The sequence below is a fragment of the Streptomyces sp. DI166 genome (assembly GCF_900091315.1).
Classification (GTDB): Bacteria; Actinomycetota; Actinomycetes; order Streptomycetales; family Streptomycetaceae; genus Streptomyces; species Streptomyces fuscus.
Genome location: NZ_FLSP01000078.1, coordinates 16,175 through 42,483, shown reverse-complemented (window position 1 = coordinate 42,483; position 26,309 = coordinate 16,175). Strand labels below are relative to the sequence as shown.

The following is a 26,309-nucleotide window of genomic DNA, read 5'->3' as shown; positions in this document are numbered from 1 at the left end:
GGCGCCACGCGGCGGACCTGCGGCGCATCGCCGGTCAGATCGCGGCGCTCACCGACCTGCCCGCCGCGGCCCGCACCCCCCTCGGCGAGCTCCACGAAGCGCTCGCCCGCGACGACCCCGCCGAGCTGATCCGCCCGCTGACGGCCACCCGCCCGCACCTGACCGGCACCCATCCGGACCTCGCCGAGCAACTCGACACCCTCACGCCCCCCTGACCGGGCACCCGGGCTGCCTGCGCGTTCTTACGGACCCGCGACCTAGGGGTCGCCCTCGTGGCTCCGGCAGTCGTATGGTCCGGGGTGATTTATGGTGGCTCAAGGAGTATGTCCCACCGGAGGTGCAATGATGCGCGCCGCGGCAGCGACCGTATCTCTGGCTGTCAGCGCGGCGCTCATCGTCGCGGCAACGGCGTGCGACCAGGACGGCACGGAGAAGCCGGTCGTCCGGTACGGGTCCTGCGCGGTGTCCGGCAAGTACGGAGAGTTCCATCTGTCGCCCCGCACGGCGGGGGCCCTCACGGTCAAGACGACGTTGCCGGCACCCGGCTGGTGGAACGGGCAGACACCGGCGACCGTCAAGAGCGGCTACGAGTACTGCATGGCGGCCAACATCGCCTACCGCTCAGGACTCGACCGGCTGAAGGTGGAGAACGCGCCCTTCCCGGTGGTCGTCTCGGGCCGCACCGACAACTTCGACCTCGCCCTGGCCCAGATCACCATCACGCCCGAGCGGCGCGAGGTCGCCGACTTCTCCCCGCCCTACCTCTCCTCGACGCTGGGCGTGCTGATCCGGGACGGCGAGGACATCGACCAGGACAACATCAGTGAGGTCCGGATCGGTGTGGCCGAGGGCACCACGGGTGAGAAGTTCGTCGAGGACCGCATCAAGCCGACCCAGCCCGTCGTCTCCTACCCCAACGACCCCGAGATGGTCGCGGCGCTGGAGAAGGGCCGGATCGACGCGGTCGTCCACGACACAACGATCCTGCTGGCGTACCCGCAGGAGAAGGAGAGCCGGGTACGCCTGATCGGCCAGTACCGGACCAACCAGGGCTACGGCGCCCTGTACCCGAAGGGCTCGCCGAACCAGGACGAGCTGGACCGGATCATCAAGCAGCTCATCGACGACGGGACGCTCGCCAAGCTGTCGGCCGTCTACCTCGGCTCCGCCTTCGGCCAGGACCCGGCCAAGATCCCGTACCTCAAGGTCGTCCCCGGGTCCTGAGCCGCGTACCAGGGCCTTGCGAGCCCCTCACAGCTCCTCCGCTTCCGCCATGAGGAACGCCCCGAGATCGGCCACGGCCCCGCTGTCCAGCGACTGCTCGGCCCAGATGATCTTCCCGCGGTCCGTGTACCGGGTCCCCCAGCGGCGGGACATCTGCGCGACGAGGAACAGACCCCGTCCGCCTTCATCGGTGGAGGCCGCCCGGCGCAGATGCGGTGAGGTGCTGGTGCCGTCGGCGACCTCGCAGATCAGGCTGTCGCGGTCGTGCAGCAGCCGCAGCCGGATGGGGCTCGCCCCGTAGCGGATGGCGTTGGTGACCAGCTCGCTGAGGATCAGCTCGGTGGTGAAGGCCGCCTCGCCGAGCCCCCAGTCGGCCAGCCTGCGGGTGGCCTCGGCGCGGATACGGGGGACCGCCGCCGGGTCGTCGGGCACCTCCCACTCGGCGATCTGGTCCGGGTCCAGCAGCCGGGTGCGGGCGACGAGCAGCGCGACATCGTCACCCGACCGGGTGCGCAGCATGGCGTCCAGCACCGCCTCGCAGGTGTCGTCGGGGCTGGCGCCCTCGGTCTGGGCGAGTGCCTCGCGCAGCACGCCCAGACCGATGTCGATGTCCCGGTCGCGGGTCTCGACCAGCCCGTCGGTGTAGAGCACCAGCCGGCTGTCGGCGGGCAGCTGCAGCTCGGCCGTCTCCACCGGCAGCCCTCCTCCCACGCCGAGGGGCGGGGCGACGGGGATGTCCGGGAAGGTCACGGAGCCGTCCGGGGTGACCAGCGCCGGACCCGGGTGACCGGCCCGGGCGAGCACACAGCGACCGGAGACCGGGTCGTAGACGGCGTACAGGCAGGTGGCGCCGGTGACGGCGTCCGTCTTGCCCTGGGCGGCCGCGTCCTCGTCGATCTGGGTGATCAGGTCGTCCAGGTGCGCCAGCAGCTCGTCCGGCGGCAGGTCCAGGGAGGCGAAGTTGTGCACCGCGGTGCGCAGCCGCCCCATGGTCGCGGCGGCGTGCAGTCCGTGCCCGACGACATCGCCCACCACCAGCGCCACCCGCGCGCCCGGCAGCGGGATGACGTCGTACCAGTCGCCGCCCACACCGGCCTGCGCGGGCAGATACCGGTGGCCGACCTCCAGGGCGGACAGCTCGGGGAGCACGCCCGGAAGCAGGCTGCGCTGGAGGGTGACGGCGGTGGTGTGCTCGCGGGTGTAGCGGCGGGCGTTGTCGATGCACACGGCGGCCCGCGCGGCCAGCTCCTCCGCGGGGGACAGATCGTCCGACTCGAACGGGTTCTGCTCCGAGCGCCAGAACTCCACCACCCCGAGCAACTGGCCGCGCGCCTGCAGCGGTACCGAGATCATGGAGTGGATGCCCTGGGCGATCACCTTCGCGGCCCGCTCCGGGTCCTGGGACTGCCAGGCCCTGGCCGTGGTGAGGTCGGCAACCAGGACCGGCTGCCCGGTGGTGATGCCGATGGCCACCGGATTGTCCGGGACGAACCGCAGCAGCGTCCCGACGGGGTGAAAGGGCGCCGGTTGCCGGACGCCCGCGACCGCGATCCGGCGCATGTCCAGACGCGCCCCCGACGGCTCGTCGCCGCGCAGCACCTGCTCCACCAGTTCGACGGTGGCGAAGTCGGCGAAGCGCGGCACGGCCACCTCGGTCAGCTCCTCGGCGGTGCGCTTCATGTCGAGGGTGGTGCCGATCCGGGTGCTCGCCTCGTAGAGCAGTTGCAGCCGTCCGCCGGCCACGTCCGCACGCCCCGCGAGGGCGCGCAGCTCCGTGGTGTCCCGCAGCGTGGCCACGCTGCTGCCCTTCTGGCCGACGGGGCGCACATTGACCGCGAGCAGGGTGTCCCCGGCCAGGAAGACCTGGTCCGTGGCCGACCGGCCCGATTTCAGCAGCTCCGCCAGGGCCGGGCTCAGCCCGAGTTCGGTGACCGGCTTGCCCTCGGCCTGCGGGGGCAGGGTGAGCAGTCTGCGCGCCTCGTCGTTGACCAGCACCAGCTTGCCGTCGCCGTCCAGGATGATCACGCCTTCCCGGACCGCGTGCAGCACCGCGTCGTGGTGCTCGTACATACGGGTCATCTCGACCGGGCCGAGACCCTGGGTCTGGCGCAGCAGGCGCCCGCTGACCAGGGCGGAGCCGCCCGCGGCCAGCAGCAGCGCGAGACCGCCGGCGGTGAAGATCACCGGCAGTTGGTGCTGCACCACGCTGGTGACCTTGTCGACCGTGACGCCGACGGTGACCAGGCCGACGGCCGTGCCCTCGTCGTCGAAGACGGCCACGGTCGAGTCGACCGCCTTGCCCAGGCTGCTGTCGAACGTGGTCTGGTGGGGCTCGCCGCCGAGCGCCTCGTTGTAGGAGGCGGAGACGTGCTTGCCGATCTGGTCGGGGTCGGGGTGCGTCCACCGGAAGCCGTAGGGGCTGAGCGCCACGACGTAGTCGACACCGGTCTTCTTGCGTACCGCCTCGGCATGCGGCTGGAGGGCCGCCGTCGGGTCGTCGCTCTGCATCGCCTCGGCGGTGCCCGGGGCGTTCGCGAAGGACTCGGCCGCCACCAGCGACCGGTCGCGGGCCTCCTGGATCGCCCGGTTGCGGTCCTGGATCACCAGGGCCACCACGGCCGTGGCGATGAGCAGCAGGACGACCACGAACTGCAGCAGGAACACCTGACCGGCGACACTGCGCGGCTTGAGCAGCGTCAGCGCGCGTCGGCGCTCCGATGGGCGACCGGCCTCCGGTCCGGACTCCGGTGGCGGCCCGGCCTTCGGCGGCTCGCGGTCGTCCCTGCGGCTCGCTGGAGCTGTTCGCCCGAGTTTGCCCATTTCCTCAGTATCAGTGACCGGCCGGGCGGGCGCGGCTCAGGAGGTGCGCTCGGGCCGGTGATGTGCTGTCGGGACAGTCACTCGTACGGGTGTATGTGCGCGGTCGGTCGTCTTGCCGGGGCCCGCGCGGCGAACCGTTCCGCGACGGCGCTCCCGGCGGGGAAGGGGAGCGCTATCGGGTCCCCCTGTTGCAGGACTCCTTCTTGGCAGTGAGCAGTCAGGCGGATAACGTGCCTCGACCGTGTTCTCCCGAAGTTCTCCCGAACTGTCGAACTGTCAGTCGACCTGCGTGAGAGGACCGATATGTCCGCACGTCACAGAGGCGCGGCAACCGCAACCCTGGCTGCCGCCGCACTGGTCACCCCCCTCCTCGTTGCCGGACCCGCCACCGCGGGCGGTGACCACCCGAGCCGGTCACACCGGGGTGACGCACTGGCGAGGAAGCTCGTCAAGGAGTCCACAGCGAAGGGCGCACAGCTCCACCTGAAGGTCTTCCAGGCCATAGCCGACCACAACGGCGATACCCGCGCGGCCGGTTCGCAGGGACACAGGCTCTCGGCCGCCTACGTGGAGGCGGTGCTCAGGGCCGCGGGCTACAAAGTCGCCAAGCACGAGTTCGACTTCGTCTACACCGACGAGATCGCCGAGACCCTCGCCGTGGTCACCCCCACCCCGCGCGACATCCCCATCGAGCTGATGACCTACACCGCCAGCGGCCCCGAGGGCGGCGTGACGGCGGACGTGGCCGTCGCTCCCGTGGACGCCGACGGCACCCACGGCTGCGAGGCCACGGACTTCGCGGACGGCGCCTTCACCGGGAGGATCGCCCTGATCAAGCGCGGCGGCTGCACCTTCGCCGTCAAGCAGGCCAACGCCCACGCGGCGGGCGCGGTCGGCGCCGTGATCTACAACAACACCGAGGGCACGCTCAACGGAACCATCGGCGACCCCACCCTCGGCAAGATCCCCACCGGAGGCATCACCCAGGCCGACGGCGAGGCGCTGGCCGCCGAAGCGGCCGGCGGCCCGGTGCGGATCACCCTCGACGTCCGCGAACTGCGCGAGAACCGCAAGACCTTCAACCTCGTCGCGGAGACCCGCGGCGGCGACGCGGACAACACCGTCTTCCTCGGCGCCCACCTGGACGGCGTCAGCGAGGGGCCGGGCATCAACGACAACGGCTCCGGCTCGGCCGGCCTCCTCCAGGTCGCGCAGAAGCTGGGCAAGTCCCAGTACAAGATCAAGAACAAGGTGAAGTTCGCCTGGTGGTCGGCCGAGGAGTTCGGCCTGCTGGGCTCGGAGGCCTATGTCGCCTCCCTCACCGAGGCACAGCGGAAGCAGATCAAGCTCTACCTGAACTTCGACATGATCGCCTCGCCGAACGCCGCGTACTTCGTCTACGACGGCGACGACTCCGACGGCGTCGGCGCCGGACCCGGCCCCGAGGGCTCGGCCCAACTGGAGAAGGGGATCACGGACTTCCTCGACTCCAAGGGCATTCCGCACGAGGGCACCGACTTCACCGGCCGCTCCGACTACGGTCCGTTCATCGAGGTCGGCATCCCCTCCGGCGGCACCTTCACCGGGGCGGAGGGCATCAAGACCGAGGCGCAGGCCGCGAAGTTCGGCGGCCGGGCGGGGGTGGCGTACGACGTCAACTACCACGGCGCGGGCGACGACATCCGCAACATCAACATGCGGGCCCTGGACGTCAACATCGACGTCATCGCCAACGCCGTCGGCCACTACGCCTACGACCTCGAACCGCTGAGCAAGCCGGTCGGTTCCGCCGCGACGGGCGGGGACGCGGGCAGCGGCGGCGGCCTGCACGACGGCCACGGCCTGGTGACCGAGTAACCGAAGGGCGCTGCGACCCCGCCCGGGGTCGCAGCGCACGCCGGGCGTTACCCCGCTTCCCCCTCCAGCACCCGGCGCGCCGCCTCGGCCTCGGCCGCCGGGGGAGACAGCTCGTCGAGGGTGTCCAGCTCGTCGTCCGAGGCCAGCTCCCGTTCCCAGGCGTCCGCGAGGCGTTCTTGCTCCTCGCGCGGTTTGCCACCCACGGCCTCGCGCTGCTCGGGGTCCAGGACGGCCAGGAAGCGTTCGACCGGGTCGGTGCGCATACGGTGCTCCTTGTCACGAGAACGGGTGCCGCGCCGCCCAGCATCGCCGAACCCCCCACCCGCGAGCCGGCCGACACCGCCCGGGCCACTCCGTTGGCTCACGCCTCCAGCGGTCGCGCCGTCACGACGAGATTGGCCTGATAACCGCCGCGCTCCGGCACGAACGGCGGAGCACAGGTGACGAGCGTGAGCACCGGTGCCCCGGTCCGGCGGAACACGGAGGACGGAAGGTCGTCCTTGGACACCGTCGTCCGTGAGACGACCCGGTAGACGACGGGTTCCGCGCCGGTGCGGCGCACTTCGACGCGATCGCCGGGGCGTACGTCGTACAGCGCGGCGAACTCGCCCAGCGCGCCCGTCTCGCCGTCGACGTGCCCGACCAGCACCGCCGACCCCCGCGCGCTCCCCGGTTCCGGCCCGAAGCGGTACCACCCGGCCCGCCCGGGATCGGCCGGTACGGCCACGGCGCCGTCCGCCGTCACCCCGACCGGACGGATCCGGGCGTCGAGGCCGACCGCGGGCACCAGGACGCGCTCAGGGGCTGCAAAACGGGCCGGTGCCGCCGTGGCGGTCGCCGGGGCCGGTGCTCCCGCCGTCGATCCGAAGTCGACGGGAGGCGCGTCCGGCCCGGCGGTGGAGCAGCCCGTGAGCAGGGCCGCCGCCACCGCCAGCGGAATCAGCGCCGAGGTGCGGGCAGCGCCGCGCCGGGCGTTCTCAGACACGGCGGCCCGAGAAGCGGCGGGCCACCAGCAGGCTCAGCGCGACCGTGCCGCCCGCCGCGGCCCAGGCCATCCACTCGCCGGAGGAGTTGGCGGAGACGGCGGCACCGTTGCCGCCCGCGTGGACGGCCTGCGGCGTCGTCTCCATGCCCCCGAAGGTCTGCGTGGCGAGAGCCAGGTTCTTGTCCTCGGCGCTGCCCCACGCGTACACGACGTTGCCGGTGCCCTCCTTCAGGTCGAGGTCGGCCGGGCCGATGACCACGGTGTCGGTGCCGGCCGCCACGACATCGGCGGAGACCGAACCGGCTTCCACCTCGGTGAGCTGCTCCTTGGGGTTCTCCAGGCCCTTGAACACCGGCTGTCCGCCGGCCCGGACGTCCACGGCGGGCGCGGCGGCGACATGGCGGACCGTCAGGCGTGCCTTGCCCGCGTCGACCTTGGACACGTCGTTGACGAAGGCCGTCAACTGCGGGGTGCCGTCGGCGGACAGATGCGCCGCCACGGTGGCGTTCGCCCCGGCGGGCACCTCGATCTTCTTCTCTATGGCGGGTTCGCCCTCGGGGCCCTTGCCCGCCTCGAAGACCTGGATGTCGTAGGTGCCGGCGTCCAGGGGCTGCGGGTCGGTGACCGTGCCGGGCTTGAAGTCGCCGAGGAGTTCGTCGCCGTTGGCGTACACGTCGACGGTCAGGCCGGGAACGCCGTGGAAGACGGAGACCATGGCCTTGTCGTCGCTGTCGGCGGCGGCGGGGGTGACGGTGACGCCGAGCGCGAGGGCGCAGGCGCCGGCCGCCGTGGCGATGGTGAGGGAGGTGCGAGAGACCATCAGGATCAGTCCTTGGAGGGGAGATGTGCGGTTTCCAGAACCCGGCGCAGCCCGTGCAGGCCGCGGCGGGTGTGGCTCTTGACGGTGCCCAGCGGCATTCCGGTGCGGTCCGCGATCTGGGCCTGGGTGAGGTCCTCGTAGAAGGCGAGGCCCAGTACCTGCCGCTGGTGCCGGGGCAGGCGGGCGAGTCCGTCCAGCAGGACGACCCGGTCGAGCACGTCGTCCAGTGCCGCGCTGTCGGGCCGCGGTGTGCCCGTGCCGTGCGCGGCGGAGTCGACGAGGGTGAGGCGTCGGGTCCGGGCGGCGAGCGAGTCGACGATCTTGCGCCGGGTGATGCCGACGAGCCAGGCGCCGAGCGGCCCCCGGTCGGGGCGGAATCCGGCCCGGCCCCGCCAGGCGCCGATGAACACCTGCTGGGTCACGTCCTCGGCCTCGTGGGTGTCGCCGAGGGAGCGGGTGGCCATGGTGCGGACGAGTCCGCCCCAGTGCCGGTAGATCGCCGCGAAGGCGTCCTCGTCGGCGGCGCGCAGTCCGCGTCCCAGTTCGTCCTCGTCCATGGCCCGGTTCCTTCCGCCCTGTGTGTGCCTCCCAGTGTTTGAATCAGAAACGACGCGGACAACATGCATCGGTTGTGCGTCGTTTTGAGGGCGTAGGCTGACGGCATGGAGGAACACCGGGAGGACATCACGAGCGGCGGCCTGACCACCGGCGAGGTCGCCAGACGGCTCGGCGTCGCGCCCACCACGGTCCGGTCCTGGGACCGCCGCTACCGCCTCGGCCCCGACACCCGCACCGATGGCAGGCACCGCCGCTGGACGCCCGCGGACGTGGCCCGGCTGGAGCGCATGTGCGCCCTCACGGCCACCGGAATGGCCCCCGCCGAAGCCGCCCGCCTGGCACTGAGCGGAGAGCCCGTCGACGTGCCGAAGACGGCACCGTCACGCGGCCGCCGCAAGGCCGGAAGCGGGCTGAGCCTGGGCGACGCCCGCCAGGAGTGCAAGGGCATCGCACGCGCCGCCCTGCGCCTCGACGCCGCCGCCCTGGACGACCTCCTGGCGGCTGCGATCGACAGGCACGGACTGGTCACCGCCTGGACCGAGGTCATCGTGCCCACCCTCCAGGCGGTGGGCCGCAAGTGGGAGCGCTCGGGCGAGCGTTACGTCGAGGTGGAGCACTTCCTGTCCTGGCACGTCTCCTGCGCCCTGCGCCGCGGCCTGCCGCCCGCGGCCGTCGACCGCCCCGGCGCCACCACCCTGCTCGCCTGCGTACCGGGCGAGAACCACACCCTGCCGCTGGAGGTGCTGGCCGCCGCCCTGGCCGAACGCGGGCTCCCGGTGCGCATGTTCGGCGGTGCGGTCCCGGTCGAGTCACTTGTCGCGGCCGTACGCAGGACCGGACCGGCCGCGGTCGCCCTGTGGGCCCAGTCCCGCACCACGGCCAGCCCGCCCCTGGCGCAGCACGTCGCCGCCATGGGGTGGGGCGTCCGAGGGGCCCGCAGGCATGCGGTGGTCCTCACCCTGGGCCCCGGCTGGGCGGGCCGGGCCGTGGCGGGCCTGTCCCGCCCCAGAGGCCTCGCGGAAGCCGTGGCGGCCCTGGAATCGGTCGTACGAACGGACTCGTGATCCTGCGGTTGTCCGAACCGGACGCGTGATGCGCCGGTTGTCCGAACCGGACTCGTGATCCTCCGTCAGTCCCGGCCGCGGGCCCGCTTGAACCGGGCCAGGCCGTCGGCGAGGTCGATGAGCGGCTCCGGGTAGTCGTCGGGCCGCTCCGGCCCGCTCAGCCGCCACGGCTCGTGGACCCGGCCGTCCTTGACGTCCCGCAGCTCCGGCACCCAGCGCCGCACGTACTCGCCGCGCGGGTCGAACCGCTTGCCCTGGACCACGGGGTTGAGGACCCGGTGCGGACGGGTGTCGGTGCCGGTACCGGCGACCCACTGCCAGTTGAGCTGGTTGTTGACGATGTCGCCGTCCACCAGCAGCTCCAGGAAGTGCCGGGCGCCGACACGCCAGTCGACGTAGAGCGTCTTGGTGAGGAAGCTCGCCGTCAGCAGGCGCGCCCGGTTGTGCATCCAGCCCTCGTGACGGAGCTGGCGCATGGCCGCGTCGACGACCGGGTAGCCGGTACGGCCGTCCCGCCACGCGGCGATGTCCTCGGCCGCCTCCTCCTCGGACCGCCACCGGTCGCCGCGGGTGCGGTAGTCCCGGCGGGAGGCGTCGGGCCGGGCCGCCATGACCTGGTGGTGGAAGTCCCGCCAGCACAACTGCCGTACGAACGCCTCCGCTCCCGGCCCCGTGTGCGCGCCGCGGGCCCGGTGGACCAGTTCCACCGGGGAGAGCGCGCCGAAGTGCAGGTACGGCGACAGGCGTGAGGTCGCGTCGCCCGCCAGGTCGTCGTGCTGGTCCTCGTACGCGGCCAGGTCGTTGCGGAGCCACCGGGTCAGCCGGTCGCGGCCCCGGCTCTCGCCCCCGGCCGGAAGACCGGGGGAGACGCCCTTCACCTCGTCCCGGGCCGGCAGCGGCTCGCCGCGCACCGCCTCGGGAACGCGGACGGTACGGGGCGCCGGACACAGGTCCCTGAGCGGTTCCCGCGCCCAGCGCCGGAAGTACGGAGTGAACACGGCGTAGTGATCGGTGCCGGACGGGGTCACCGCGCCGGGCGCGACGACCGTGGTGACGGAGTCGTGGACGTGCAGCTCGACGCCCTGCCCGCGCAGTGCGTCCCGCAGCCCTTCCTCCCGGCGGTGGCCGTACCCCGTGGCACCGGCGGCCATGTGCACCTCGGTCGCCCCGCACTCGGCGGCCACCGCGCGCACCTGCCCAGCCACCGGTCCCGTACGCACCACGAGCCGTCCGCCCCGGCTGTGCAGCGAGGCGTCGAGGTCGGCGAGGCAGTCGGCGAGGAAGGCGTTCCGGTTGGGCGCGGCGAAGCCGGTCGCGCGGACACCGGGGTCGCGGACGAACAGCGGCACCACTTCGTCCGCTGCCTGCAGCGCGGCGCGCAGCGGCGGGTGGTCGTGGACGCGCAGGTCAGAGGTGTACAGGACGACCGCGACGGTCATGGGGTGCTCCTGGAGGTGCGATGTCCGCTACTGACGCACACTTCGCTCGTGGTGCGGCTCTCGGATGCGGTCGCCGGTGGCGGAGCTCCGGCGTGCCGCGGCCTGGGTGATGTTGCGGGCCATGCCCCCGAAGACGACCGCGTGGAAGGGGGAGACGGCCCACCAGTAGGTGTGGCCCAGCAGTCCGCGCGGGTGGAAGAGCGCGCGCTGCCGGTAGTGGGTGCCGCCCTTGTCGTCCGTCTCCGCGCGCATCTCCAGCCAGGCCAGGCCCGGCAGCCGCATCTCGGCGCGCAGGCGCAGCAGGTGTCCGGGTTCGATCTCCTCGACCCGCCAGAAGTCCAGCGAGTCGCCCACGCGCAGCCGTTCGGCGTCCCGGCGCCCGCGGCGCAGTCCGACCCCGCCGACGAACCGGTCGAGCCAGCCCCGTACGGCCCAGGCGAGCGGGAAGGAGTACCAGCCGTTGTCACCGCCGATGCCCTCGATCACCTTCCACAGCGACTCGCGCGGTGCCTCGACCGTGCGCTCGCGCTCGTCCTTGTACAGGCTGCCGCCGGCCCAGTCGGGGTCCGTGGGCAGGGGATCGCTCGGGGCGCCGGGGAGGGCGGCGGAGGACCAGCGGGTGGCGACCTGCGCCTCCCGGACCCGGCGCAGGGCCAGGCGCAGGGCGTCGTCGAAGGACAGCGGGCGGCCGGGCAGGTCGGGGACGTACCGGGCGATGTCGTGTTCCCGGCAGACGACCTCGTGGCGCAGCGACTCGGTGAGCGGGCGGGCCAGAGAGGCGGGGACCGGCGTGACGAGACCGACCCAGTGGCTCGACAGGCTCGGGGTGAGCACGGGCACCGGCACGATCAGCCGTCGCGGGAGCCCGGCGACGGCGGCGTAGCGGCACATCATCTCCCGGTAGGTGAGGACGTCCGGCCCGCCGATGTCGAAGGCGCGGTCGACGTCGTCCGGCAGCGTTGCGCAGCCGACGAGGTAGCGCAGGACGTCACGGACCCCGATGGGCTGGGTGCGGGTGTGGACCCAGCTGGGGGTGACCATCACGGGCAGCCGTTCGGTGAGGTAGCGCAGCATCTCGAAGGAGGCCGAGCCCGAGCCGATGACGACGGCCGCGCGCAGCACCGCGGCGGGCACCGGTGAGTCCAGGAAGATACGGCCGACCTCGGCCCGGGACCGCAGGTGCGGCGACAGTTCCCGCTCGGGGACGTTCGCCGGGGTGAGTCCGCCGAGGTAGACGATCCGGCTCACGCCCGCCGCACGGGCCTGCTCGGCGAAGACGCGGGCGGCCCGGCGGTCGGTGTCCTCGAACCCCGAACCACTGCCCAGCGCGTGCACCAGGTAGTACGCGACATCGACGTCCCGCATCGCGGCGGCGACCGAATCGGCGTCCGTGACATCGCCCCGGACCGTCTCGACCTCGCCCGCCCAGGGGTGGTCGCGGAGCTTGTCGGGGGAGCGGGCCAGACACAGCACCTGATGCCCGGCCGCCAGCAGTTCCGGGACCAGCCGTCCGCCGATGTATCCCGAGGCTCCGGTCACCAGGCAGCGCAGGCGAGGTGTGCCGTTGGGTCCGTCAGTGGTCATGTTCGGTGCTCCACAGGTCCTCCACTGGGCCCTCCACCGGGTCCTCCACGGGGTCCTCCACAGGTCCGTACGGCACTTCGGCGCGGGCGCGGCTCATGGATGCGGGGTCCGGTCGGCGTCTCCGGCAACCGGGGCAGGCGCCCGGACGGTCCGGCCGCTGACGGTGAGCGGCTCCGGGGCGGCGAGGCGGGCCAGTTCGCGGCGCGACAGCAGGGTGACGAGCGGTGGCAGGCCCGCGCGGACGAGCTGGGCGGCGCGCAGTGAGCGCGGCACGTAGACCGCCGGCCGACGCCGTTCCACCGCTGTCACGAGCCGGTCGGTCACCTCGGCGACGGGGAGCGCTCTGCGTATCGACGGTGGCAGATGGCCGCGCAGGTCCCGCAGGACGGGGTGTTCGTCGGTGTCCCGGACCCTGTCCGTGTCGGTCCGGCCGACCAGGCCGATGTAGGCGATCCCCACCCCCACCTGCCGATAGGTGACTTCGGCCCGCAGCGCGTGCGCGAACGACTCGACGCCGGCCCGGGAGGCGCAGGAGGCGCTCAGCGTCGGTGCCGCGGCGAGCGAGGCGATCTGGAGCAGATAGCCGCGGGTGGTGAACAGGTCCGGCAGGAAGGCGCGCGCGGTGAGGGCGCTGCCGAAGAGGTTCACCTCCACCACCCGGCGCCACACCGCGAGGTCGGTCTCGGCGAACAGTCCGGGCCCGGCCTCGCCCGCACCGGCGATCACCACCGAGGGCGGTCCGAACCGGGCGCGGATCGCGGCGGCCACCCGGAACATCGCGGTCTCGTCCGTGACATCGGCCTGCCAGCACTCGGCCTCACCCGGCAGCGCGTCCCGGACGTGGACGAGCGACTCGCCCTCGCGGTCGATCAGGGCCACCCTCGCACCCCGGTGGGACAACTCCAGCGCGACCCCCGCGCCGAGGCCGCGGGCGGCTCCCGTGACGACGGCGGTGCGGGCGTACAGGGGCCCGCGGGTGACCGACATGGGAAGCCTCCGCTCCGTGAGGCGGCACCGGCCCGGTCCACGCTAGGGGCGGACCGGGCCGTCGGCATGTCGGAGCGGCTACCGAGAGGACGCGGCCCCGGCGTCACCGCGCGCCAGGGCGCTCGGCCACCAGGCCCGGGGCCCGATGTCGATCACCAGGGCGGGGACCAGGAGCGACCGGACCACGAGCGTGTCCAGCAGCACGCCGAAGGCGACGATGAACGCGATCTGCACCAGGAAGGCCAGCGGAATGACCATCAGCGCCGCGAACGTCGCCGCGAGCACCACACCGGCCGAGGTGATCACCCCTCCGGTGGTGGTCAGCCCGCGCAGCACCCCGCGCCGGTTGCCGTGGACGAGGGCCTCCTCGCGGACCCGGGACATCAGGAAGATGTTGTAGTCCACGCCGAGCGCCACCAGGAACACGAACCCGTACAGCGGGACCGAGGCGTCCGTGCCGCTGAAGTCGAGGACATGCTCGAAGACGAGCGCCGAGACCCCCAGTGTGGCCAGGAAGTTCAGGGCGACGGTGGCCACCAGCAGGACCGGCACGAGCAGCGAACGTAGCAGCAGCATCAGGATCAGCAGGATGATCGCCAGCACGATCGGGACGATCACCGTGCGGTCGTGCGCGGAGGTCTCCTGGATGTCGTACTGCTGCGCCGTGTACCCGCCGACCAGGGCGTCCGCGCCGGGGACGCCGTGCAGGTTGTCCCGGAGGCGTTGGACCGTCTCTTTGGTCGCGTCGCTGTCCGCGGCGTCCTTGAGGGTCGCGTCGATACGGACCCGGCCGTCCACGACGAGCGGCTCGCCGCCGCCGGGCCGCCCGGACTCGGACACCGCACCGGCCGAGGCCACGCCCTCGGTGTCCCGCGCGGCGGCGGTCACCTCGGCGGCCCGGCCGGCGTCGGCGATGATCACCGCGGGGTTGCCGGACCCGCCGGGGAAGTGCTCGCTCAGCGTGCGCTGCGCGGCGACGGAGGGGGCGTCGTTGACGAAGATCTCGTCCAGCGGCACCCCCTTGGAGGACAGGGTCGGGGAGAAGGTCGCGAGGATGCCCAGCGCGAGGGCGGTCACGATCCAGGTGCGCCGAGGGCGGGCGTTGACCGTCGAGGCGACCCTGCGCCACACGGGGCTGCCGTCCGCGGCCGGCTTCGCCCGGGAGGGCCAGTAGGCGGCCCGGCCGAGCAGGGCCAGTACGGCGGGCAGGAAGGTGAGCGTGGCGAGTACGGCGCAGCCGATGCCGATGGCGCCGACGGGGCCGAGGGCGCGGTTGTTGGTGAGGTCACTGGCGAGCAGGGCGAGCAGGCCGAGCGCCACGGTGGCGGCACTGGCGGTGATCGCGCCGAAGGAGCGGCGGACGGCGTAGAGGGCCGCCGTGCTCCTGTCGCGGCCCTCGGCGAGTTCCTCGCGGAACCGTGCGGCGAGCAGCAGCGCGTAGTCGGTGGCGGCGCCGATCACCAGGATGGAGAGGATGCCCTGGACCTGGCCGTCGACGCGGACCACGTCCCGCTCCGCCAGCGCGTAGACGACCGCGCAGGCCAGGGCGAGGGCGAAGACGGAGCTGACGATGATCAGGAAGGGCAGCAGGACGCTGCGGTAGACGAGTAGCAGGATCAGCAGCACCGCGAGCAGTGCCACCCCCAGGAGCAGGCCGTCCACGCCCGAGAAGGCGTCCGACAGATCCGCCTGGCTCGCCGCGGGTCCGGCGATGCGCGCCTCGGTGCCGGGCACGCCCTCCGCCGCCTCGCGTATCGCGTCGAGTGCGGCGGGCAGGTCGTCGGCGAGGTCGGGATCCAGCTGCACGACGGCCTGCAGGGCGAGGCCGTCGTCGGAGGGCAGGGCGGGGGAGGGCTGTCCGACGACGCCCTCCTTCCCGGCGAGTCCGGCGACGGCACGGGTCGCGGCGGCCTGCTGCGCCTCGCTGACGCGGTCGCCGTCCGCCGTCCAGACCACGATGGCGGGCATGGTCTCGGACTGGTCGAACGCCTCGCGGGCCTTGAGGACTTGGGTGGACTCGGCGCTCTTCGGCAGGAACGACGTCTGGTTGTTGGTGGCGACCTCGCCCAGCTTGCCCGCGTACGGGCCGAGCATGCCGCCGACGCCCAGCCAGACCAGCAACAGGGCGAGGGGCGCCAGCCACCGGGCCCAACGCGGTGCGATTCTCATGAAGGTTCCCAGCGGTCGGACGAACTAATTCGACGGTAAAGTATCTCAATCATCGAGCGACTTTATACTGAGGGCATGAGTGATCACCGCGCGCCCTCGCCCTCTCTTCCGGGCGAGGACCCGACAGGGTTGCAGTCCTTCGCCGTTCTTCTGCGGCGGATGAACGGCGAGTTCAACCGGATCGCTCAGGAGTTCGCCCAGGCGCAGGGTCTCCACCCGACGGACGTCCAGGCCCTCGTCGTGGTCCTGGACGCCGACCCCGCCGAGGGCCCCATGACGCCGAGCCGGCTGCGCAAGGAGCTCAACCTCACCTCCGGCGCCATGACCGCGTGCATCGACCGGCTGGAGCGGTCGGGGCACCTGCGGCGCGAGCGCGCCCTGGACGACCGCCGCGTCGTCCACCTGCACTACGCGGAGGCGGGCAGGAGCCTCGCCCGGGACTACTTCGGACCCCTGGCCCGCAGTACGGACACGGCGCGGGGCCGTTTCACACCGGACGAACTGGGGGTCGTCGTACGGTTCCTGTCCGAGATGAACCGGGAGCTCGAACTGCTGCGGCGGAGCGCCGGCGGGGAACAGCGCGACGCATAGCTCCCTGCACGACTGCTGCGCTCGGAGCTACCAGCGAGTACGCTCCTGCTCCGTTGTCATGACCCGTACGGGCCCGGGAGCAGGAGGACGCGTGGCCGACGACACGCTGACGGATTTCGCACGGGAACCCTTCACCCACGCGGGCCGCACCCATCCCGTCCTGCGCTCCGGCACCGGACCGGCCGTGATCGTCATGGCCGAGATCCCGGGCATCACCCCGAAGGTCGCCCGTCTGGCGCGGCGGGTGCGCGACATCGGCTGCACCGTCGTCATGCCGGACCTGTTCGGCGTCGCCGGACGCGATCCGGATCCCAAGGCCCACGGATGGACCGGAGCCGCGGTGACCGGGCTGCGCGCCGCCGCGCAGATCTGTGTGAGCCGCGAGTTCACCGTGCTCGCCTCGGGCCGCACCTCACCCGTGGTCACCTGGCTGCGGGCACTCGCCGCCCATGAGCACGAGCGGTGCGGCGGGCCCGGGGTCGGCGCGCTCGGCATGTGCTTCACCGGCGGCTACGCCCTCGCCATGGCCACCGACGAACGCCTCCTCGCGCCCGTGGTCTGCCAGCCCTCCCTGCCCCTCGCCGTCACCGCGCGCAGACGCCGGTCCCTCGACCTCTCCCCGAACGACCTCGGCGCCGTCCGGCAGCGCTGCGCGGCGGGCCTGACCGTGCTCGGCGTACGCTTCCGCGGCGACCGGATCTCGCCCGCCGACCGCTTCGCGCTGCTGCGGGAGGAACTCGGCGAGGCGTTTGTCGGCGTCGAGATAGACGACAAGGCGGCGAACCCCGAGGGACAACTGCCCCCGCACTCCGTCCTCACCGAGCACCTGATCGACGAACCCGGTCAGCCCACCCGCGAGGCACTAGACCAGGTCCTCGACCATTTCCGCGCCCGGCTGCTGGCGCGTACCGCCTGATCCGGCCAATTCCACTCGGCCCACGCCGGGTTTTCTGCTGAAGTACTGTCCCATGACTGATCGGCCTTTGACGCTCATGGCGGTACACGCCCACCCCGACGACGAAGCCACCGGAACCGGAGGGGTGCTGGCGCGGTACGCGGCGGAAGGCGTCCGCACGGTTCTCGTGACCTGTACGGACGGTGGCTGCGGGGACGGACCGGGGGGCGTCAAACCGGGTGACCCCGGGCACGACCCCGCCGCCGTCGCCCTGATGCGCCGTCAGGAACTCGAAGCGAGCTGCGACGTCCTGAAGATCGGCCATCTCGAACTGCTGGGCTACGCCGACTCCGGAATGGACGGCTGGCCGACGAACGACGCCCCCGGATCCTTCTGGCAGAGCCCCGTTGAGGAGGGCGCGACCCGGCTCGCGGCGCTGATGGAGCACTACCGCCCTGACGTGGTCGTCACCTACGACGACTACGGCTTCTACGGCCACCCCGACCACATCCAGGCCCACCGCATCACCATGGCGGCCCTGGAACTGACCGGGCTGAACCCGAAGGTGTACTGGACCACGATGCCCCGCTCGCAGATGCGCCGCTTCGGCGAGCTCATGCGCGAGGCCGACCCCGGCATGCCGGAACCGGACCCCGCCGAGGCCGAGGTGCTGGCCAGGATCGGCCTCCCCGACGACGAGATCACCACCTGGGTCGACACCACCGCCTTCAGCGACCAGAAGTACGACGCGCTCGCCGCCCACGCCAGCCAGGGCGAGAACATCTTCTTCCTCCGGATGGGCAAGGAACGGTTCGCCGAACTGATGGGCGTGGAGACCTTCCTCCGCGTCCGGGACACGACAGGCGCCCCCCTCCCCGAGACCGACCTGTTCGCCGGCCTGCGCTGAGCCGGCCGGCGACGCGGGGCACTCGCGGCTTTTGTGTTGCGGGAGCATGTGCGCCATGAATCTGGTGTGGACCCTCGTCGTGGCCGCGGTCACCGCCCTGGTGACCGCAATCACGGTCGGCTTGGTCGCGACGCCGCGGCTGGACGCCCGCAAGAAGCGGATCGGCGACGCCCATGCCGCCCGGGACACCTTCGGCACCCACCTGCTGACAGTTCTGGCGGCCTGCACGCTCCTACGGCTGACGCCGCGGGACGACCCGGAGTGGACGCCCGTCCTGCGGGAGCGGGTCAAGGGCGAACGCGCGCGGTGGCTGGAGCAGCTCGACGACTCCACGCGATGGATGGTGGACCACGTCTTCACGTACGCGGGCAGTTGGCCCCTGCAGCGGCACAAGAACCTGGCCGTCTCCTACGCGACCAACGCCCGCGGCGTGTTCCTGTCGGAGCGGCAGGAGACGACCAAGCTGGAGCTGCTTGTCGCCCTCACCACCCCCGTGCAGCGCCAGTTCTTCGGATTCTGGTGGAGCCGGGCCCGGCACCATGCGGCAGATCAGCGGGCGTTCGACGAGGCCGTCGCCCGGCTCACCGAGGCAGCACCTCGCGTGCCGGGTGGTCCGGGCGGCGCGGACTGACCGGGCGGCACACCGGCCGGGCTCGGGCTCCTGTTGCTCCGAGTGGCCCAGCTCAGTCGTGCGGGTCATCCGGGGGCGTCGGAGGCTGGCGTTCGTGTCCTCGCTGGTCATGGGCGGGGCACAGTCCTGCCAGCTGTCTCCCGGCCCCTTGTGTCCGGGGGCGCCAGAGAGACGAGAGCCAATGGCGGAACTGGAGAGCGGCCCCGGGTCCCGTGCTTCGCGGGCCCGACGGGGAGGACGGGCCCGGGCGGCGTTGCTCGCCGCGTGCCTCGGGGTGGTCGGTGCGGTCGGGACGGCGCCGGGCAGCGCACAGGCAGCGCCTCCCGGCGAGCCCGAGCCGCGGCATCCGGCACGGTTCGTGCCCGGACCGTGTCCCTCGACGCCGGATCCGGTGCCCGGGCGGTGCGGTTTCCTGGAAGTGCCGGAGAACCGGGAACGCCCCACGGGCAGGACGATCCGGCTGGCCGTCGCGATCATCCCGGCCGTGTCGAGGAAACACACCGGCGATCCGGTGGTGTTCATGGAGGGCGGGCCCGGCGGCGACGCCATCGGGGCCATCCCGTTCCTCATCGACTCCGGGGTCAACCGGGACCGTGAGCTCATCGTGATGTCGCAGCGCGGCACGCTGCACGCGCAGCCCAACCTTGCCTGCCCGGAGATCGACCGCTTCAACGCCGCAGCCGTGGGCATGCCGTACGACGCCCCCTCGACCGGACGCGGGCTCGTGCGCGCCGCCAAGCAGTGCCGGGACCGGCTCACCGCCGAGGGCAACGACCTGTCGGCCTACAACACCACCGAGAACGCCGCCGACTTCGCCGCCCTGCGCCGAGCCCTCGGCATCAAGAAGTGGAACGTCTACGGCTACTCCTACGGCACCGACCTGGGCCTGACCTACCTGGGCCAGCACCCCCGCGGCATCCGCTCGCTGGCCATCGACTCGGTCGTACCGCCCCAGACCGTGAGCCTGCCCTGGGCCTGGGACAGCGCCCGGGAGGGCATCAACGCCGTCTTCGCCGCGTGCGCGGCCCAGCGGGCCTGCGCCGCCCGTTACCCCGACCTCGCCCGCACCCTCACCCAGCAGGTCAGACGGCTGGAGGCCAACCCGCTCACCCTCACCGTGCCGCCACCCGGCGGCGGAACCCCGGTGAAGGTCGTCCTCGACGGCGGCACCCTGGTGAACCTGCTGGTCGCCAATGGCAGCCTGGTGCGGCCCGTCGACGTCCCCGCGGCGCTGTACGAACTCGCCGCCGGCAACCCGGAGCGCCTGGCGCGGGCCCAGGCGGCCGGAGCGACGCCCGCCATCGGTGAGTTCGCCCACGGGCTGACGCACTCGGTGGCGTGCGCGGAGTGGGCACCGGGCTTCTCCCAGCGCGACCTGCTGGAGGCGGGCCGACGGGCCTTCCCCGGCTGGCCGGACTCCGTGCTCGCCCACGCACCCCAACTGCCCTTCGAACACGACCTGTGCCGCGTGTGGAACGTGCCGGACCGCACCGCCGTCCAGCGGATCGCCACCTACAGCGAAGTGCCCGCACTGATCATCAGCGGCACCTTCGACGCGAAGACCGGCGCGAGATGGGGTGCCTTCGCCGCCCGTACGCTGCCCCGCTCGACCGTCGTCGTGGTCCCCGGCATCACGCACTGGGTGGTGCCGCAGGAACCCTGCGCCGCCTCCGTCCTGCGGTCCTTCCTCGCCCGGCCGACCGCACCCGACACCCGCTGCGTGTCCAGCGTCCGGCCCAAGCCGTTCACCATCATCCCCTGACCGGAGTTCCCACGATGCCCCCACGCACCACCCCGCACCGGCGCCCCGCGCGCCGACTCCCGGCAACCCTGGCCGCGGCCACGGCCGGCGCCCTCGTCACCGGCCTTGCCGCCCTGCCCGCGCACGCCGGACCCCGTACCCACGACCCGATCGGCACGGTGGCCCGCACCGTGGGAGACGCCCGCTTCGAACCGGGCCCCTGCCCCAGAACCGCGGACCCCGTCCCCGACCTCGCCCGCGCCCGCTGCGGCACCCTCACCGTGCCCGAGGACCGCTCCAGGTCCCACAAACCGCGAGCGCACCCCGGCCACGGCAGACGCACGATCACCCTCGCCGTCGCGATCATGCCCGCGCAGAGCAGCAGACCCGCCCCCGACCCGATCGTGTGGTTCGCGGGCGGCCCCGGCGACGACGCGGTCTCCGAGATCCCGCTGGCGACGGCGGGCAACCTCAACCGCGACCGCGACGTGATCTTCATGTCCCAGCGCGGCACGTACTCCGCCGACCCGGAACTGACCTGCCCCAACATCGACCGCTTCAACGCCCGCGCCCTCGGCCTGGTCTCCAACGCGCCTGCCACCGGACGCCTGCACGTCGCCGCGACCCGGGAGTGCCGTCACCGCGTGGACGGCACGGGCGCCGAACGCCGCACCTACAACGACATCGAGAGCTCCGCCGACTACGACGACCTGCGCCGCACCCTCGGCATCAGGAAGTGGAACGTCTTCGGCATCTCCTACGGCACCCACCTGGCCCTCAACTACATGCGCCTGCACCCCAAGGGCATCCGCTCGGTCGGCATCGACGGCATCCTGCCCCCGTCGACCGCGGGCGGCGCCGTGACCTGGAAGGCCGCCCGCGAGGGCTTCGACGGCCTGTTCCGGGCCTGCGAGCAACAGCCCGCCTGCAACACCCGCTACCCGAACCTCAGGTCCACCTTCCTGCGCCTGGTGAGCCAGTTGGAGGCCAACCCGGTCACCACCACCGTCACGGTCCCCGGCGAGCCCGAGCCCGTCGAGGTCGTCCTCGACGGCAGCAACCTGGTCACCTGGCTGACCTCCGCCACCCATGTGGCGGAAGGCGTACCGCGCTCCCTCGACGAACTCGCCCACGGCAACCCCCAGCGGATCGCCGAACAGCTCGCCGGCGGCAAGTACAGCCCGCAGGCCATCGGCAGAGTCGCGCACGGACTCGTCTACGGCGTCTTCTGCAGCCAGTGGACGCCCTACGAGAGCCGGGCCGACATCGTCCGGGGCGGCCACCGGGCCTTCCCGACCTTCCCCCGATCGATGCTGGCCAACGCCCCCCAGCTGGCCTGGCTGCACGACGACTGCCGCGCCTGGGACATCCCGCCCGCGCCCCCGTGGATCCGGGACGTGACCCGAAGCGACATCCCCACCCTCGCCCTGTCCGGCGGCTTCGACGCCCAGACGGCGCCGAGCAACGGCGCCTACGTGGCCCGCACACTGAGCCGCGCCACCACGGTCACCGTGCCCTACGTCGCCCACGTGGTGTTCGCCGACTCCCGGTGCGCCCAGACGATCACCACGTCGTTCTTCGAACGCCCGACGGCACCCGACACCAGGTGCCTGGCGGGACTCCAGCCACCGCAGTTCGAGATCGCGCCCTAACGGGTGCCGCCGAGAGCGGTCGTGGACGGGTGCGTGTGCGCGGACAGCAGGAGCGTGGCCGCGCCGCGCACCGCCGCCGTGTGCGGCGCGGCCACCGGCCGGACCGGGGCGTGCAGCCGGTCGGTGAGGGGGCGGGTGATGTCCGGGCGCAGCGCGCCGCCCCCGGCCAGGAGGACGCCGTCCCGGAGGGCGTCCAGCGTCTGCGAGGTGCGGTCCTGCTCCAGCATCGCGGTCACCATCGTGGCGACCGCGTCGGCGATCCGCGTGGCCGGGGTGTCGCCGCCCAGGTCGACGGTGCCCAGGGCGGCACAGCGGGCGTCGGTCACCGCGCCGTCGGTGAGCAGCACGACCTCGGTGAGGTGGGCGCCGATGTCCACCACCAGCAGGGGCCGGTCCGGCTCGGCACCGGCCGCCGTGGCCACCGCCCGCGCTGAAGGGACGGTCAGCAGCGTGTGCGGCCGGAGCGCCTCCAGGGCGGTACGGGCCGAGGCCCGGAAGGCGGGGCCGCCGAGCGCGGGAACGGTCAGGACGATCAGCCGGCTGCCGTAGCGGGGCAGACGGTGGCCGAGCAGCCGGTCCAGCATCCGGGCGGCCGCCGGGGTGTCGACGATGGTGCCGCGCTGCACGGGATGGACGGCACCATCCCCGGGGACGGTCACGGTCGGCGCGTCGAGTATCGACCCGCGGCCCGACACCCAGGCGCGGGTACGGGCGCTGCCGAGGTCGAGGGCGACCCCTGACAGCTTGCGGTACAGGGGCCAGGGACGGCGCCCAAGTGCGGTGGTCATGCCCCGGCCTCCCGTACGTGCTGGCAGCGGGCGCAGTAGCGGGCCTGCGGTACGATCGTCAGCCGCACCCGGTCGATGGGCCCGCGGCACAGGTGGCAGGTGCCGTACGTGCCACGGTCCATGCGCGCCAGCGCCGCCTCCACATCGGCGAGGACCATACGGGCGGAGGCGGCGAGCTTGGCGCGGACCTCGTCGAGCGGCGCCCCGGCGCCGGGCACCGGGGCCGCCGTGAGCTGCTGGAGCTGTTCCCTGCGGAAGAGGCGCTGCTCGTGCAGGTCCTCGCGCAGCGCGGCGAGGTCCTCGGCCGACAGGGCCGTGTCGCGGTCGCCGATGATCTGCTGGTTCACCACATCACCCCTATGGCAGGGCGGACATTTCCGGGGACGGGACGGTCGCGGCTCAGCCGGCGGTGTGCTGGCAGGGCACGCAGAACCTCGTGTACGGCAGGATCTCCAGCCGCTCCACCGGGACGGACTTGGCGCAGCCCTGGCAGACGCCGTAGGTGCCGTCCTCGACGCGTGCGAAGGCGGCCTCGACCTCCTTGAGTACCCGCTCGACGGTCTCCTTCTGCGCGGCCAGCACCTGCTCCGTCGCGTCGCGTCCGGCCTCGTCGATGGCCCGGAGCTGGGCCAGCCGCGTATTGCGCTCGTGCTCCAGCCGCTGACGGGCCTCGTGCGCCGTCAGCCGCTCGGGGGCGGCCTCGGTCCGGGACGTATCGAGCGACATGCCATTCCTGCCTTTCATGGGTGCGCCGCGACGGGCGGCGCGCGAACGGGGCCCGCCGGTCGGCGGGCCCAGGGTGAGTCGGTGGAGGAACCGGAGTGATCACGGCGGGCGGGTCATGACCCCACCGTCGCCGAGGGGCACCGGGAAAGCCATCGGGCGCAATACCCATTTGCTTTCGCCCGAAGGGCCCAGCACCGTGTAGGCAGGTCAGGGCCGGAAATGGGCATTGGTGCCCATGGCCGCGACGCCGGGGCGGAGGCAGGCTGGGCGACAGGCCGGTGCCGTACGCGGCGGCGACCGTGCGTGCCCGGGGCATGCGCCGGCCGATGGAACGACACAGGCCGTGTCACGGAAAGGAAAGGCTTCGTCGCGGTGTCCCTGTTCTGGCGGATCTTCGCACTCAACGCCGTTGTGCTGGGGGCCGCGACCGCACTCCTGCTGTGGGCCCCGGTGACCGTCTCCGTACCGGTCCTGCTCACCGAGGCGGTGATCCTCGTGGGCGGCCTCGCCGTCATGCTCATCGCCAACGCCGCCCTGCTGCGCATCGGGCTGGCCCCGCTGGAACGCCTGACGAAGCTGATGACCACCGTCGACCTGCTGCACCCGGGCCAGCGGCTGCCCGAACGCGGCCGGGGCGAGGCCGCCGAGGTGATCCGCACCTTCAACGCCATGCTCCAGCGGCTGGAGCACGAGCGCGCGGCCAGCAGTGCCCGCGCGCTGCTCGCGCAGGAGGCCGAACGGCGCCGGATCGCCCAGGAACTCCACGACGAGGTCGGCCAGAGCATGACCGCGATCCTGCTGACGCTCAAGCGCTCGGCGGACGAGGCCGACGAACCCCTGCGCGGCGAGCTCCAGCAGGCGCAGGAGATCACCCGGGGGAGTCTGGACGAGGTCCGGCGCCTGGTACGCCGCCTGCGCCCCGGCGTCCTGGAGGACCTCGGTCTGATCAGCGCCCTGAACTCGCTGACCCACGAGTTCGCCACCCACACCGGACTGCGCGTGGTGCGCGACTTCGCCCCCGACCTGCCCCAACTCGACCAGGAGACCGAACTCGTGCTGTACCGGGTGGCCCAGGAGGCCCTGACCAACGTGGCCCGCCACGCCGAGGCCGGACGCGTCGACGTCAGCCTGCGGCCCCTCGACGGCACGGTGGTGCTGGCCGTCACCGACGACGGCCGGGGAACCGGAGTCGCCAAGGAGGGCGCGGGCATGCGCGGGATGCGTGAGCGGGCCCTGCTCATCGGGGCCACGCTGGAGGTCAGCTCACAGCCACAGGCCGGAACGCAGGTGCGCCTGGCCGTGCCCGTCCCCAGGAAGCAGTCATGACAGCAACCGACCCGTCCGTGATCCGCATCCTCCTCGCCGACGACCACGCGCTCGTACGGCGGGGTGTACGGCTCATCCTGGACCGGGAGCCGGACCTGGAGGTCGTCGCGGAGGCCGGGGACGGCGCCGAGGCCATCGCGCTGGCCCGCACCCATGACGTCGACCTGGCCGTCATGGACATCGCCATGCCCCGCATGACCGGTCTGCAGGCCACACGGGAACTGATCGCGCTCAAGCCCGACCTGCGCGTGCTGATGCTGACCATGCACGACAACGAGCAGTACTTCTTCCAGGCGCTCAAGGCCGGTGCCAGCGGCTACGTGCTGAAGTCCGTCGCCGACCGCGACCTGGTGGCCGCCTGCCGGGCCGCGATGCGCGAGGAGCCCTTCCTCTACCCGGGCGCGGTCACCGCCCTCATCCGCCGCTACCTCGACCGGGTACGCCACGGCGAGGAGCCCCCCGACCAGGTGCTCACCCCCCGCGAGGAAGAGGTGCTCAAGCTCGTCGCGGAGGGCCACTCCTCCAAGGAGATCGCCGAGATGCTCTTCATCAGCATCAAGACCGTCCACCGGCACCGGGAGAACCTGCTGCACAAGCTCGGCCTGCGCGACCGGCTGGAACTGACCCGGTACGCGATCCGCGTCGGCCTCATCGAACCGTAGGACCGGCCCCGTGGAGGAGCCGTCGGCGGTGAGGCGTCCGGGGCTGTGACGCGAAACCCGAGTGACCGCGCGTCCTTCAGGCGCGCGCGGTGGGCGCTGATGGCTCCAGAGGTTCGTGCGGGTCCGCCGCGGTGACGCTGCGGAACTCCACCTCCACCACACCGTCGACATTGCGGCACAGCGCCTCAAGGACGGGGACCGCGGCAGGGGAGGAGAGGTGTCCGGTCAGGACGACATGGCCATGCGTCACGTCCACCTGCACGGCCGAGGGTGCCTCGCCCAGTTCCTTGACGAGGATCTCCTCAACGATTTCTCTCCGGATCGCCTGGTCCGTGCGGAGGAACACGCGCAGCAGGTCGCTCCGGCTGACCACGCCGATGAGGCGTCCGTCGTCGCCGGTGACGAGCAGCCGCTTGACACCGTGCTCGGCCATCATGCGGGCCGCCTCGACCACGCTCCAGTCCTCGCGGGCACACAGCGGTGGGGAGGTCATCAGCCCGGCCGCGTCGGTGGCACGGGCCTTGTCCGGAGGTGCCGTGGCCTCGGGAGTGTCGGTGTCGTCCTGCACACTGCGCATCTTGTGCAGGAGGTCGGCCTCGGACACCACGCCCAGCGGGCGGTCCTGATCGTCCACCACGGGAACCGCGGTGATGTCGTACTCCTGCAACAGATGGGCGATTTCCTTGAACGGTGTACCGCCCTGGACCCGGACGACCGCGTCGCTCATCACGTCGCGCACCCTCAGGTGGTTCATCGAGGCATTCCTTTCTCTCACCACCGTTGTAAAAGGAAGCGTCCCGTGGTGCCTCGGTGATTCCCTCGGCCTCCCACCCCAAACGTAGCCGGAATGGGGGTGTGGACCTTGTAAGGCCCGTTCGCCAGC

At 72.5% G+C, this 26,309-nt stretch carries 24 protein-coding genes and 1 pseudogene; 12 read left to right on the top strand and 13 right to left on the bottom strand.

What is annotated here, in order from left to right; genetic code table 11:
* Positions 1-215 (top strand): annotated as a pseudogene (locus tag GA0115233_RS30130) (type III effector protein); the annotation flags it as partial.
* Between the two features lie 130 nt (positions 216-345).
* Entirely contained in the window at positions 346-1,224 is an 879-nt protein-coding gene (locus GA0115233_RS30125; protein ID WP_255310406.1) for an ABC transporter substrate-binding protein, read from the top strand.
* 27 nt (positions 1,225-1,251) lie between these two features.
* Here GA0115233_RS30125 and GA0115233_RS30120 read toward each other — a convergent pair whose 3' ends face one another.
* Positions 1,252-4,044 carry a SpoIIE family protein phosphatase gene (locus tag GA0115233_RS30120; protein ID WP_093723474.1) on the bottom strand — a complete coding sequence of 931 codons (2,793 nt, stop codon included), beginning with the start codon at positions 4,042-4,044 and terminating at the stop codon, positions 1,252-1,254.
* A gap of 303 nt (positions 4,045-4,347) precedes the next feature.
* Here GA0115233_RS30120 and GA0115233_RS30115 point away from each other — a divergent pair, with 303 nt between their 5' ends.
* Complete coding sequence (locus GA0115233_RS30115) at positions 4,348-5,901, top strand: M28 family metallopeptidase (protein WP_093723473.1); 1,554 nt, start codon at positions 4,348-4,350, stop codon at positions 5,899-5,901.
* Between the two features lie 47 nt (positions 5,902-5,948).
* Here the strand turns inward: GA0115233_RS30115 and GA0115233_RS30110 are convergent, their stop codons facing one another.
* The 4 genes from GA0115233_RS30110 to GA0115233_RS30095 form a co-directional block, all read right to left on the bottom strand.
* Positions 5,949-6,164 (bottom strand): hypothetical protein, encoded by a 216-nt coding sequence (locus tag GA0115233_RS30110; RefSeq protein ID WP_093723472.1) that lies wholly within the window; start codon positions 6,162-6,164, stop codon positions 5,949-5,951.
* A gap of 98 nt (positions 6,165-6,262) precedes the next feature.
* Positions 6,263-6,886 carry a class F sortase gene (locus GA0115233_RS30105; RefSeq protein WP_255310405.1) on the bottom strand — a complete coding sequence of 208 codons (624 nt, stop codon included), beginning with the start codon at positions 6,884-6,886 and terminating at the stop codon, positions 6,263-6,265.
* Positions 6,879-7,706 (bottom strand): DUF4397 domain-containing protein, encoded by an 828-nt coding sequence (locus GA0115233_RS30100; RefSeq protein WP_093723471.1) that lies wholly within the window; start codon positions 7,704-7,706, stop codon positions 6,879-6,881. Before GA0115233_RS30100 ends, GA0115233_RS30105 begins: the two co-directional genes overlap by 8 nt.
* A gap of 5 nt (positions 7,707-7,711) precedes the next feature.
* On the bottom strand, positions 7,712-8,263 hold the full coding sequence (locus GA0115233_RS30095; RefSeq protein ID WP_093723470.1) for a sigma-70 family RNA polymerase sigma factor: 552 nt from the start codon (positions 8,261-8,263) through the stop codon (positions 7,712-7,714).
* A gap of 105 nt (positions 8,264-8,368) precedes the next feature.
* Between GA0115233_RS30095 and GA0115233_RS30090 the strand changes: the two genes are divergently transcribed.
* Complete coding sequence (locus GA0115233_RS30090; RefSeq protein ID WP_093723469.1) at positions 8,369-9,328, top strand: MerR family transcriptional regulator; 960 nt, start codon at positions 8,369-8,371, stop codon at positions 9,326-9,328.
* A 65-nt stretch (positions 9,329-9,393) separates the two neighbouring features.
* On the opposite strand, the gene GA0115233_RS30085 is transcribed toward GA0115233_RS30090, so the two are convergent.
* The 4 genes from GA0115233_RS30085 to GA0115233_RS30070 form a co-directional block, all read right to left on the bottom strand.
* The gene (locus tag GA0115233_RS30085; RefSeq protein ID WP_093723468.1) at positions 9,394-10,767 is read right to left on the bottom strand and encodes a cryptochrome/photolyase family protein; all 1,374 of its coding nucleotides are present in this window, start codon (positions 10,765-10,767) and stop codon (positions 9,394-9,396) included.
* 27 nt (positions 10,768-10,794) lie between these two features.
* Positions 10,795-12,351 (bottom strand): SDR family oxidoreductase, encoded by a 1,557-nt coding sequence (locus tag GA0115233_RS30080; RefSeq protein ID WP_093723467.1) that lies wholly within the window; start codon positions 12,349-12,351, stop codon positions 10,795-10,797.
* A gap of 93 nt (positions 12,352-12,444) precedes the next feature.
* A complete protein-coding gene (locus GA0115233_RS30075) occupies positions 12,445-13,338 on the bottom strand; it encodes an SDR family NAD(P)-dependent oxidoreductase (RefSeq protein WP_093723466.1) in 894 nt (297 codons plus the stop codon).
* A 78-nt stretch (positions 13,339-13,416) separates the two neighbouring features.
* A complete protein-coding gene (locus tag GA0115233_RS30070) occupies positions 13,417-15,507 on the bottom strand; it encodes an MMPL family transporter (RefSeq protein ID WP_093723465.1) in 2,091 nt (696 codons plus the stop codon).
* A gap of 75 nt (positions 15,508-15,582) precedes the next feature.
* On the opposite strand from GA0115233_RS30070, the gene GA0115233_RS30065 reads away from it, so the two are divergent.
* From GA0115233_RS30065 to GA0115233_RS30040, 6 genes are all read left to right on the top strand, one after another.
* Positions 15,583-16,098 (top strand): MarR family winged helix-turn-helix transcriptional regulator, encoded by a 516-nt coding sequence (locus tag GA0115233_RS30065; protein WP_255310404.1) that lies wholly within the window; start codon positions 15,583-15,585, stop codon positions 16,096-16,098.
* A 91-nt stretch (positions 16,099-16,189) separates the two neighbouring features.
* A complete protein-coding gene (locus tag GA0115233_RS30060; protein WP_093723463.1) occupies positions 16,190-17,014 on the top strand; it encodes a dienelactone hydrolase family protein in 825 nt (274 codons plus the stop codon).
* Between the two features lie 52 nt (positions 17,015-17,066).
* Positions 17,067-17,900, top strand: coding sequence for a PIG-L family deacetylase (locus GA0115233_RS30055; RefSeq protein ID WP_093723462.1), 834 nt, complete (start codon positions 17,067-17,069; stop codon positions 17,898-17,900).
* A 55-nt stretch (positions 17,901-17,955) separates the two neighbouring features.
* Entirely contained in the window at positions 17,956-18,531 is a 576-nt protein-coding gene (locus GA0115233_RS30050; RefSeq protein ID WP_093723461.1) for a hypothetical protein, read from the top strand.
* 484 nt (positions 18,532-19,015) lie between these two features.
* The gene (locus tag GA0115233_RS30045; protein WP_255310403.1) at positions 19,016-20,293 is read left to right on the top strand and encodes an alpha/beta fold hydrolase; all 1,278 of its coding nucleotides are present in this window, start codon (positions 19,016-19,018) and stop codon (positions 20,291-20,293) included.
* A 14-nt stretch (positions 20,294-20,307) separates the two neighbouring features.
* Positions 20,308-21,924 carry an alpha/beta fold hydrolase gene (locus GA0115233_RS30040; RefSeq protein ID WP_093723460.1) on the top strand — a complete coding sequence of 539 codons (1,617 nt, stop codon included), beginning with the start codon at positions 20,308-20,310 and terminating at the stop codon, positions 21,922-21,924.
* Here the strand turns inward: GA0115233_RS30040 and GA0115233_RS30035 are convergent.
* Genes GA0115233_RS30035 through GA0115233_RS30025 form a run of 3 tightly spaced genes read right to left on the bottom strand, consistent with a single transcriptional unit; the run spans position 21,921 to position 23,438 of the window.
* Positions 21,921-22,712: a rod shape-determining protein gene (locus GA0115233_RS30035; RefSeq protein ID WP_093723459.1), complete on the bottom strand. Its 792-nt coding sequence runs from the start codon at positions 22,710-22,712 to the stop codon at positions 21,921-21,923. The two genes, GA0115233_RS30040 and GA0115233_RS30035, sit on opposite strands and share 4 nt — an antisense overlap.
* Positions 22,709-23,062: a TraR/DksA family transcriptional regulator gene (locus GA0115233_RS30030; protein ID WP_093723458.1), complete on the bottom strand. Its 354-nt coding sequence runs from the start codon at positions 23,060-23,062 to the stop codon at positions 22,709-22,711. The genes GA0115233_RS30035 and GA0115233_RS30030 overlap by 4 nt, the downstream gene beginning before the upstream one ends.
* Before the next feature lie 49 nt (positions 23,063-23,111).
* Positions 23,112-23,438, bottom strand: a complete 327-nt coding sequence (locus GA0115233_RS30025; RefSeq protein ID WP_093723457.1) for a TraR/DksA family transcriptional regulator — start codon at positions 23,436-23,438, stop codon at positions 23,112-23,114.
* Between the two features lie 372 nt (positions 23,439-23,810).
* On the opposite strand from GA0115233_RS30025, the gene GA0115233_RS30020 reads away from it, so the two are divergent.
* Positions 23,811-24,764, top strand: coding sequence for a HAMP domain-containing sensor histidine kinase (locus GA0115233_RS30020; protein ID WP_093723456.1), 954 nt, complete (start codon positions 23,811-23,813; stop codon positions 24,762-24,764).
* A complete protein-coding gene (locus GA0115233_RS30015) occupies positions 24,761-25,426 on the top strand; it encodes a response regulator (RefSeq protein WP_093723455.1) in 666 nt (221 codons plus the stop codon). Before GA0115233_RS30020 ends, GA0115233_RS30015 begins: the two co-directional genes overlap by 4 nt.
* Positions 25,427-25,502: 76 nt before the next feature.
* Here GA0115233_RS30015 and GA0115233_RS30010 read toward each other — a convergent pair whose 3' ends face one another.
* Positions 25,503-26,180, bottom strand: coding sequence for a CBS domain-containing protein (locus tag GA0115233_RS30010; protein ID WP_093723454.1), 678 nt, complete (start codon positions 26,178-26,180; stop codon positions 25,503-25,505).
* Positions 26,181-26,309: the final 129 nt, after the last annotated feature.

Coding starts and splice junctions, on each gene's coding strand:
- GA0115233_RS30125 (WP_255310406.1), top strand. CDS start 346: ATGCGCGCCGCGGCAGCGACCGTATCTCTGGCTGTCAGCGCGGCGCTC.
- GA0115233_RS30120 (WP_093723474.1), bottom strand. CDS start 4,044: ATGGGCAAACTCGGGCGAACAGCTCCAGCGAGCCGCAGGGACGACCGC.
- GA0115233_RS30115 (WP_093723473.1), top strand. CDS start 4,348: ATGTCCGCACGTCACAGAGGCGCGGCAACCGCAACCCTGGCTGCCGCC.
- GA0115233_RS30110 (WP_093723472.1), bottom strand. CDS start 6,164: ATGCGCACCGACCCGGTCGAACGCTTCCTGGCCGTCCTGGACCCCGAG.
- GA0115233_RS30100 (WP_093723471.1), bottom strand. CDS start 7,706: ATGGTCTCTCGCACCTCCCTCACCATCGCCACGGCGGCCGGCGCCTGC.
- GA0115233_RS30095 (WP_093723470.1), bottom strand. CDS start 8,263: ATGGACGAGGACGAACTGGGACGCGGACTGCGCGCCGCCGACGAGGAC.
- GA0115233_RS30090 (WP_093723469.1), top strand. CDS start 8,369: ATGGAGGAACACCGGGAGGACATCACGAGCGGCGGCCTGACCACCGGC.
- GA0115233_RS30085 (WP_093723468.1), bottom strand. CDS start 10,767: ATGACCGTCGCGGTCGTCCTGTACACCTCTGACCTGCGCGTCCACGAC.
- GA0115233_RS30080 (WP_093723467.1), bottom strand. CDS start 12,351: ATGACCACTGACGGACCCAACGGCACACCTCGCCTGCGCTGCCTGGTG.
- GA0115233_RS30075 (WP_093723466.1), bottom strand. CDS start 13,338: ATGTCGGTCACCCGCGGGCCCCTGTACGCCCGCACCGCCGTCGTCACG.
- GA0115233_RS30070 (WP_093723465.1), bottom strand. CDS start 15,507: ATGAGAATCGCACCGCGTTGGGCCCGGTGGCTGGCGCCCCTCGCCCTG.
- GA0115233_RS30065 (WP_255310404.1), top strand. CDS start 15,583: ATGAGTGATCACCGCGCGCCCTCGCCCTCTCTTCCGGGCGAGGACCCG.
- GA0115233_RS30055 (WP_093723462.1), top strand. CDS start 17,067: ATGACTGATCGGCCTTTGACGCTCATGGCGGTACACGCCCACCCCGAC.
- GA0115233_RS30050 (WP_093723461.1), top strand. CDS start 17,956: ATGAATCTGGTGTGGACCCTCGTCGTGGCCGCGGTCACCGCCCTGGTG.
- GA0115233_RS30040 (WP_093723460.1), top strand. CDS start 20,308: ATGCCCCCACGCACCACCCCGCACCGGCGCCCCGCGCGCCGACTCCCG.
- GA0115233_RS30035 (WP_093723459.1), bottom strand. CDS start 22,712: ATGACCACCGCACTTGGGCGCCGTCCCTGGCCCCTGTACCGCAAGCTG.
- GA0115233_RS30025 (WP_093723457.1), bottom strand. CDS start 23,438: ATGTCGCTCGATACGTCCCGGACCGAGGCCGCCCCCGAGCGGCTGACG.
- GA0115233_RS30015 (WP_093723455.1), top strand. CDS start 24,761: ATGACAGCAACCGACCCGTCCGTGATCCGCATCCTCCTCGCCGACGAC.
- GA0115233_RS30010 (WP_093723454.1), bottom strand. CDS start 26,180: ATGAACCACCTGAGGGTGCGCGACGTGATGAGCGACGCGGTCGTCCGG.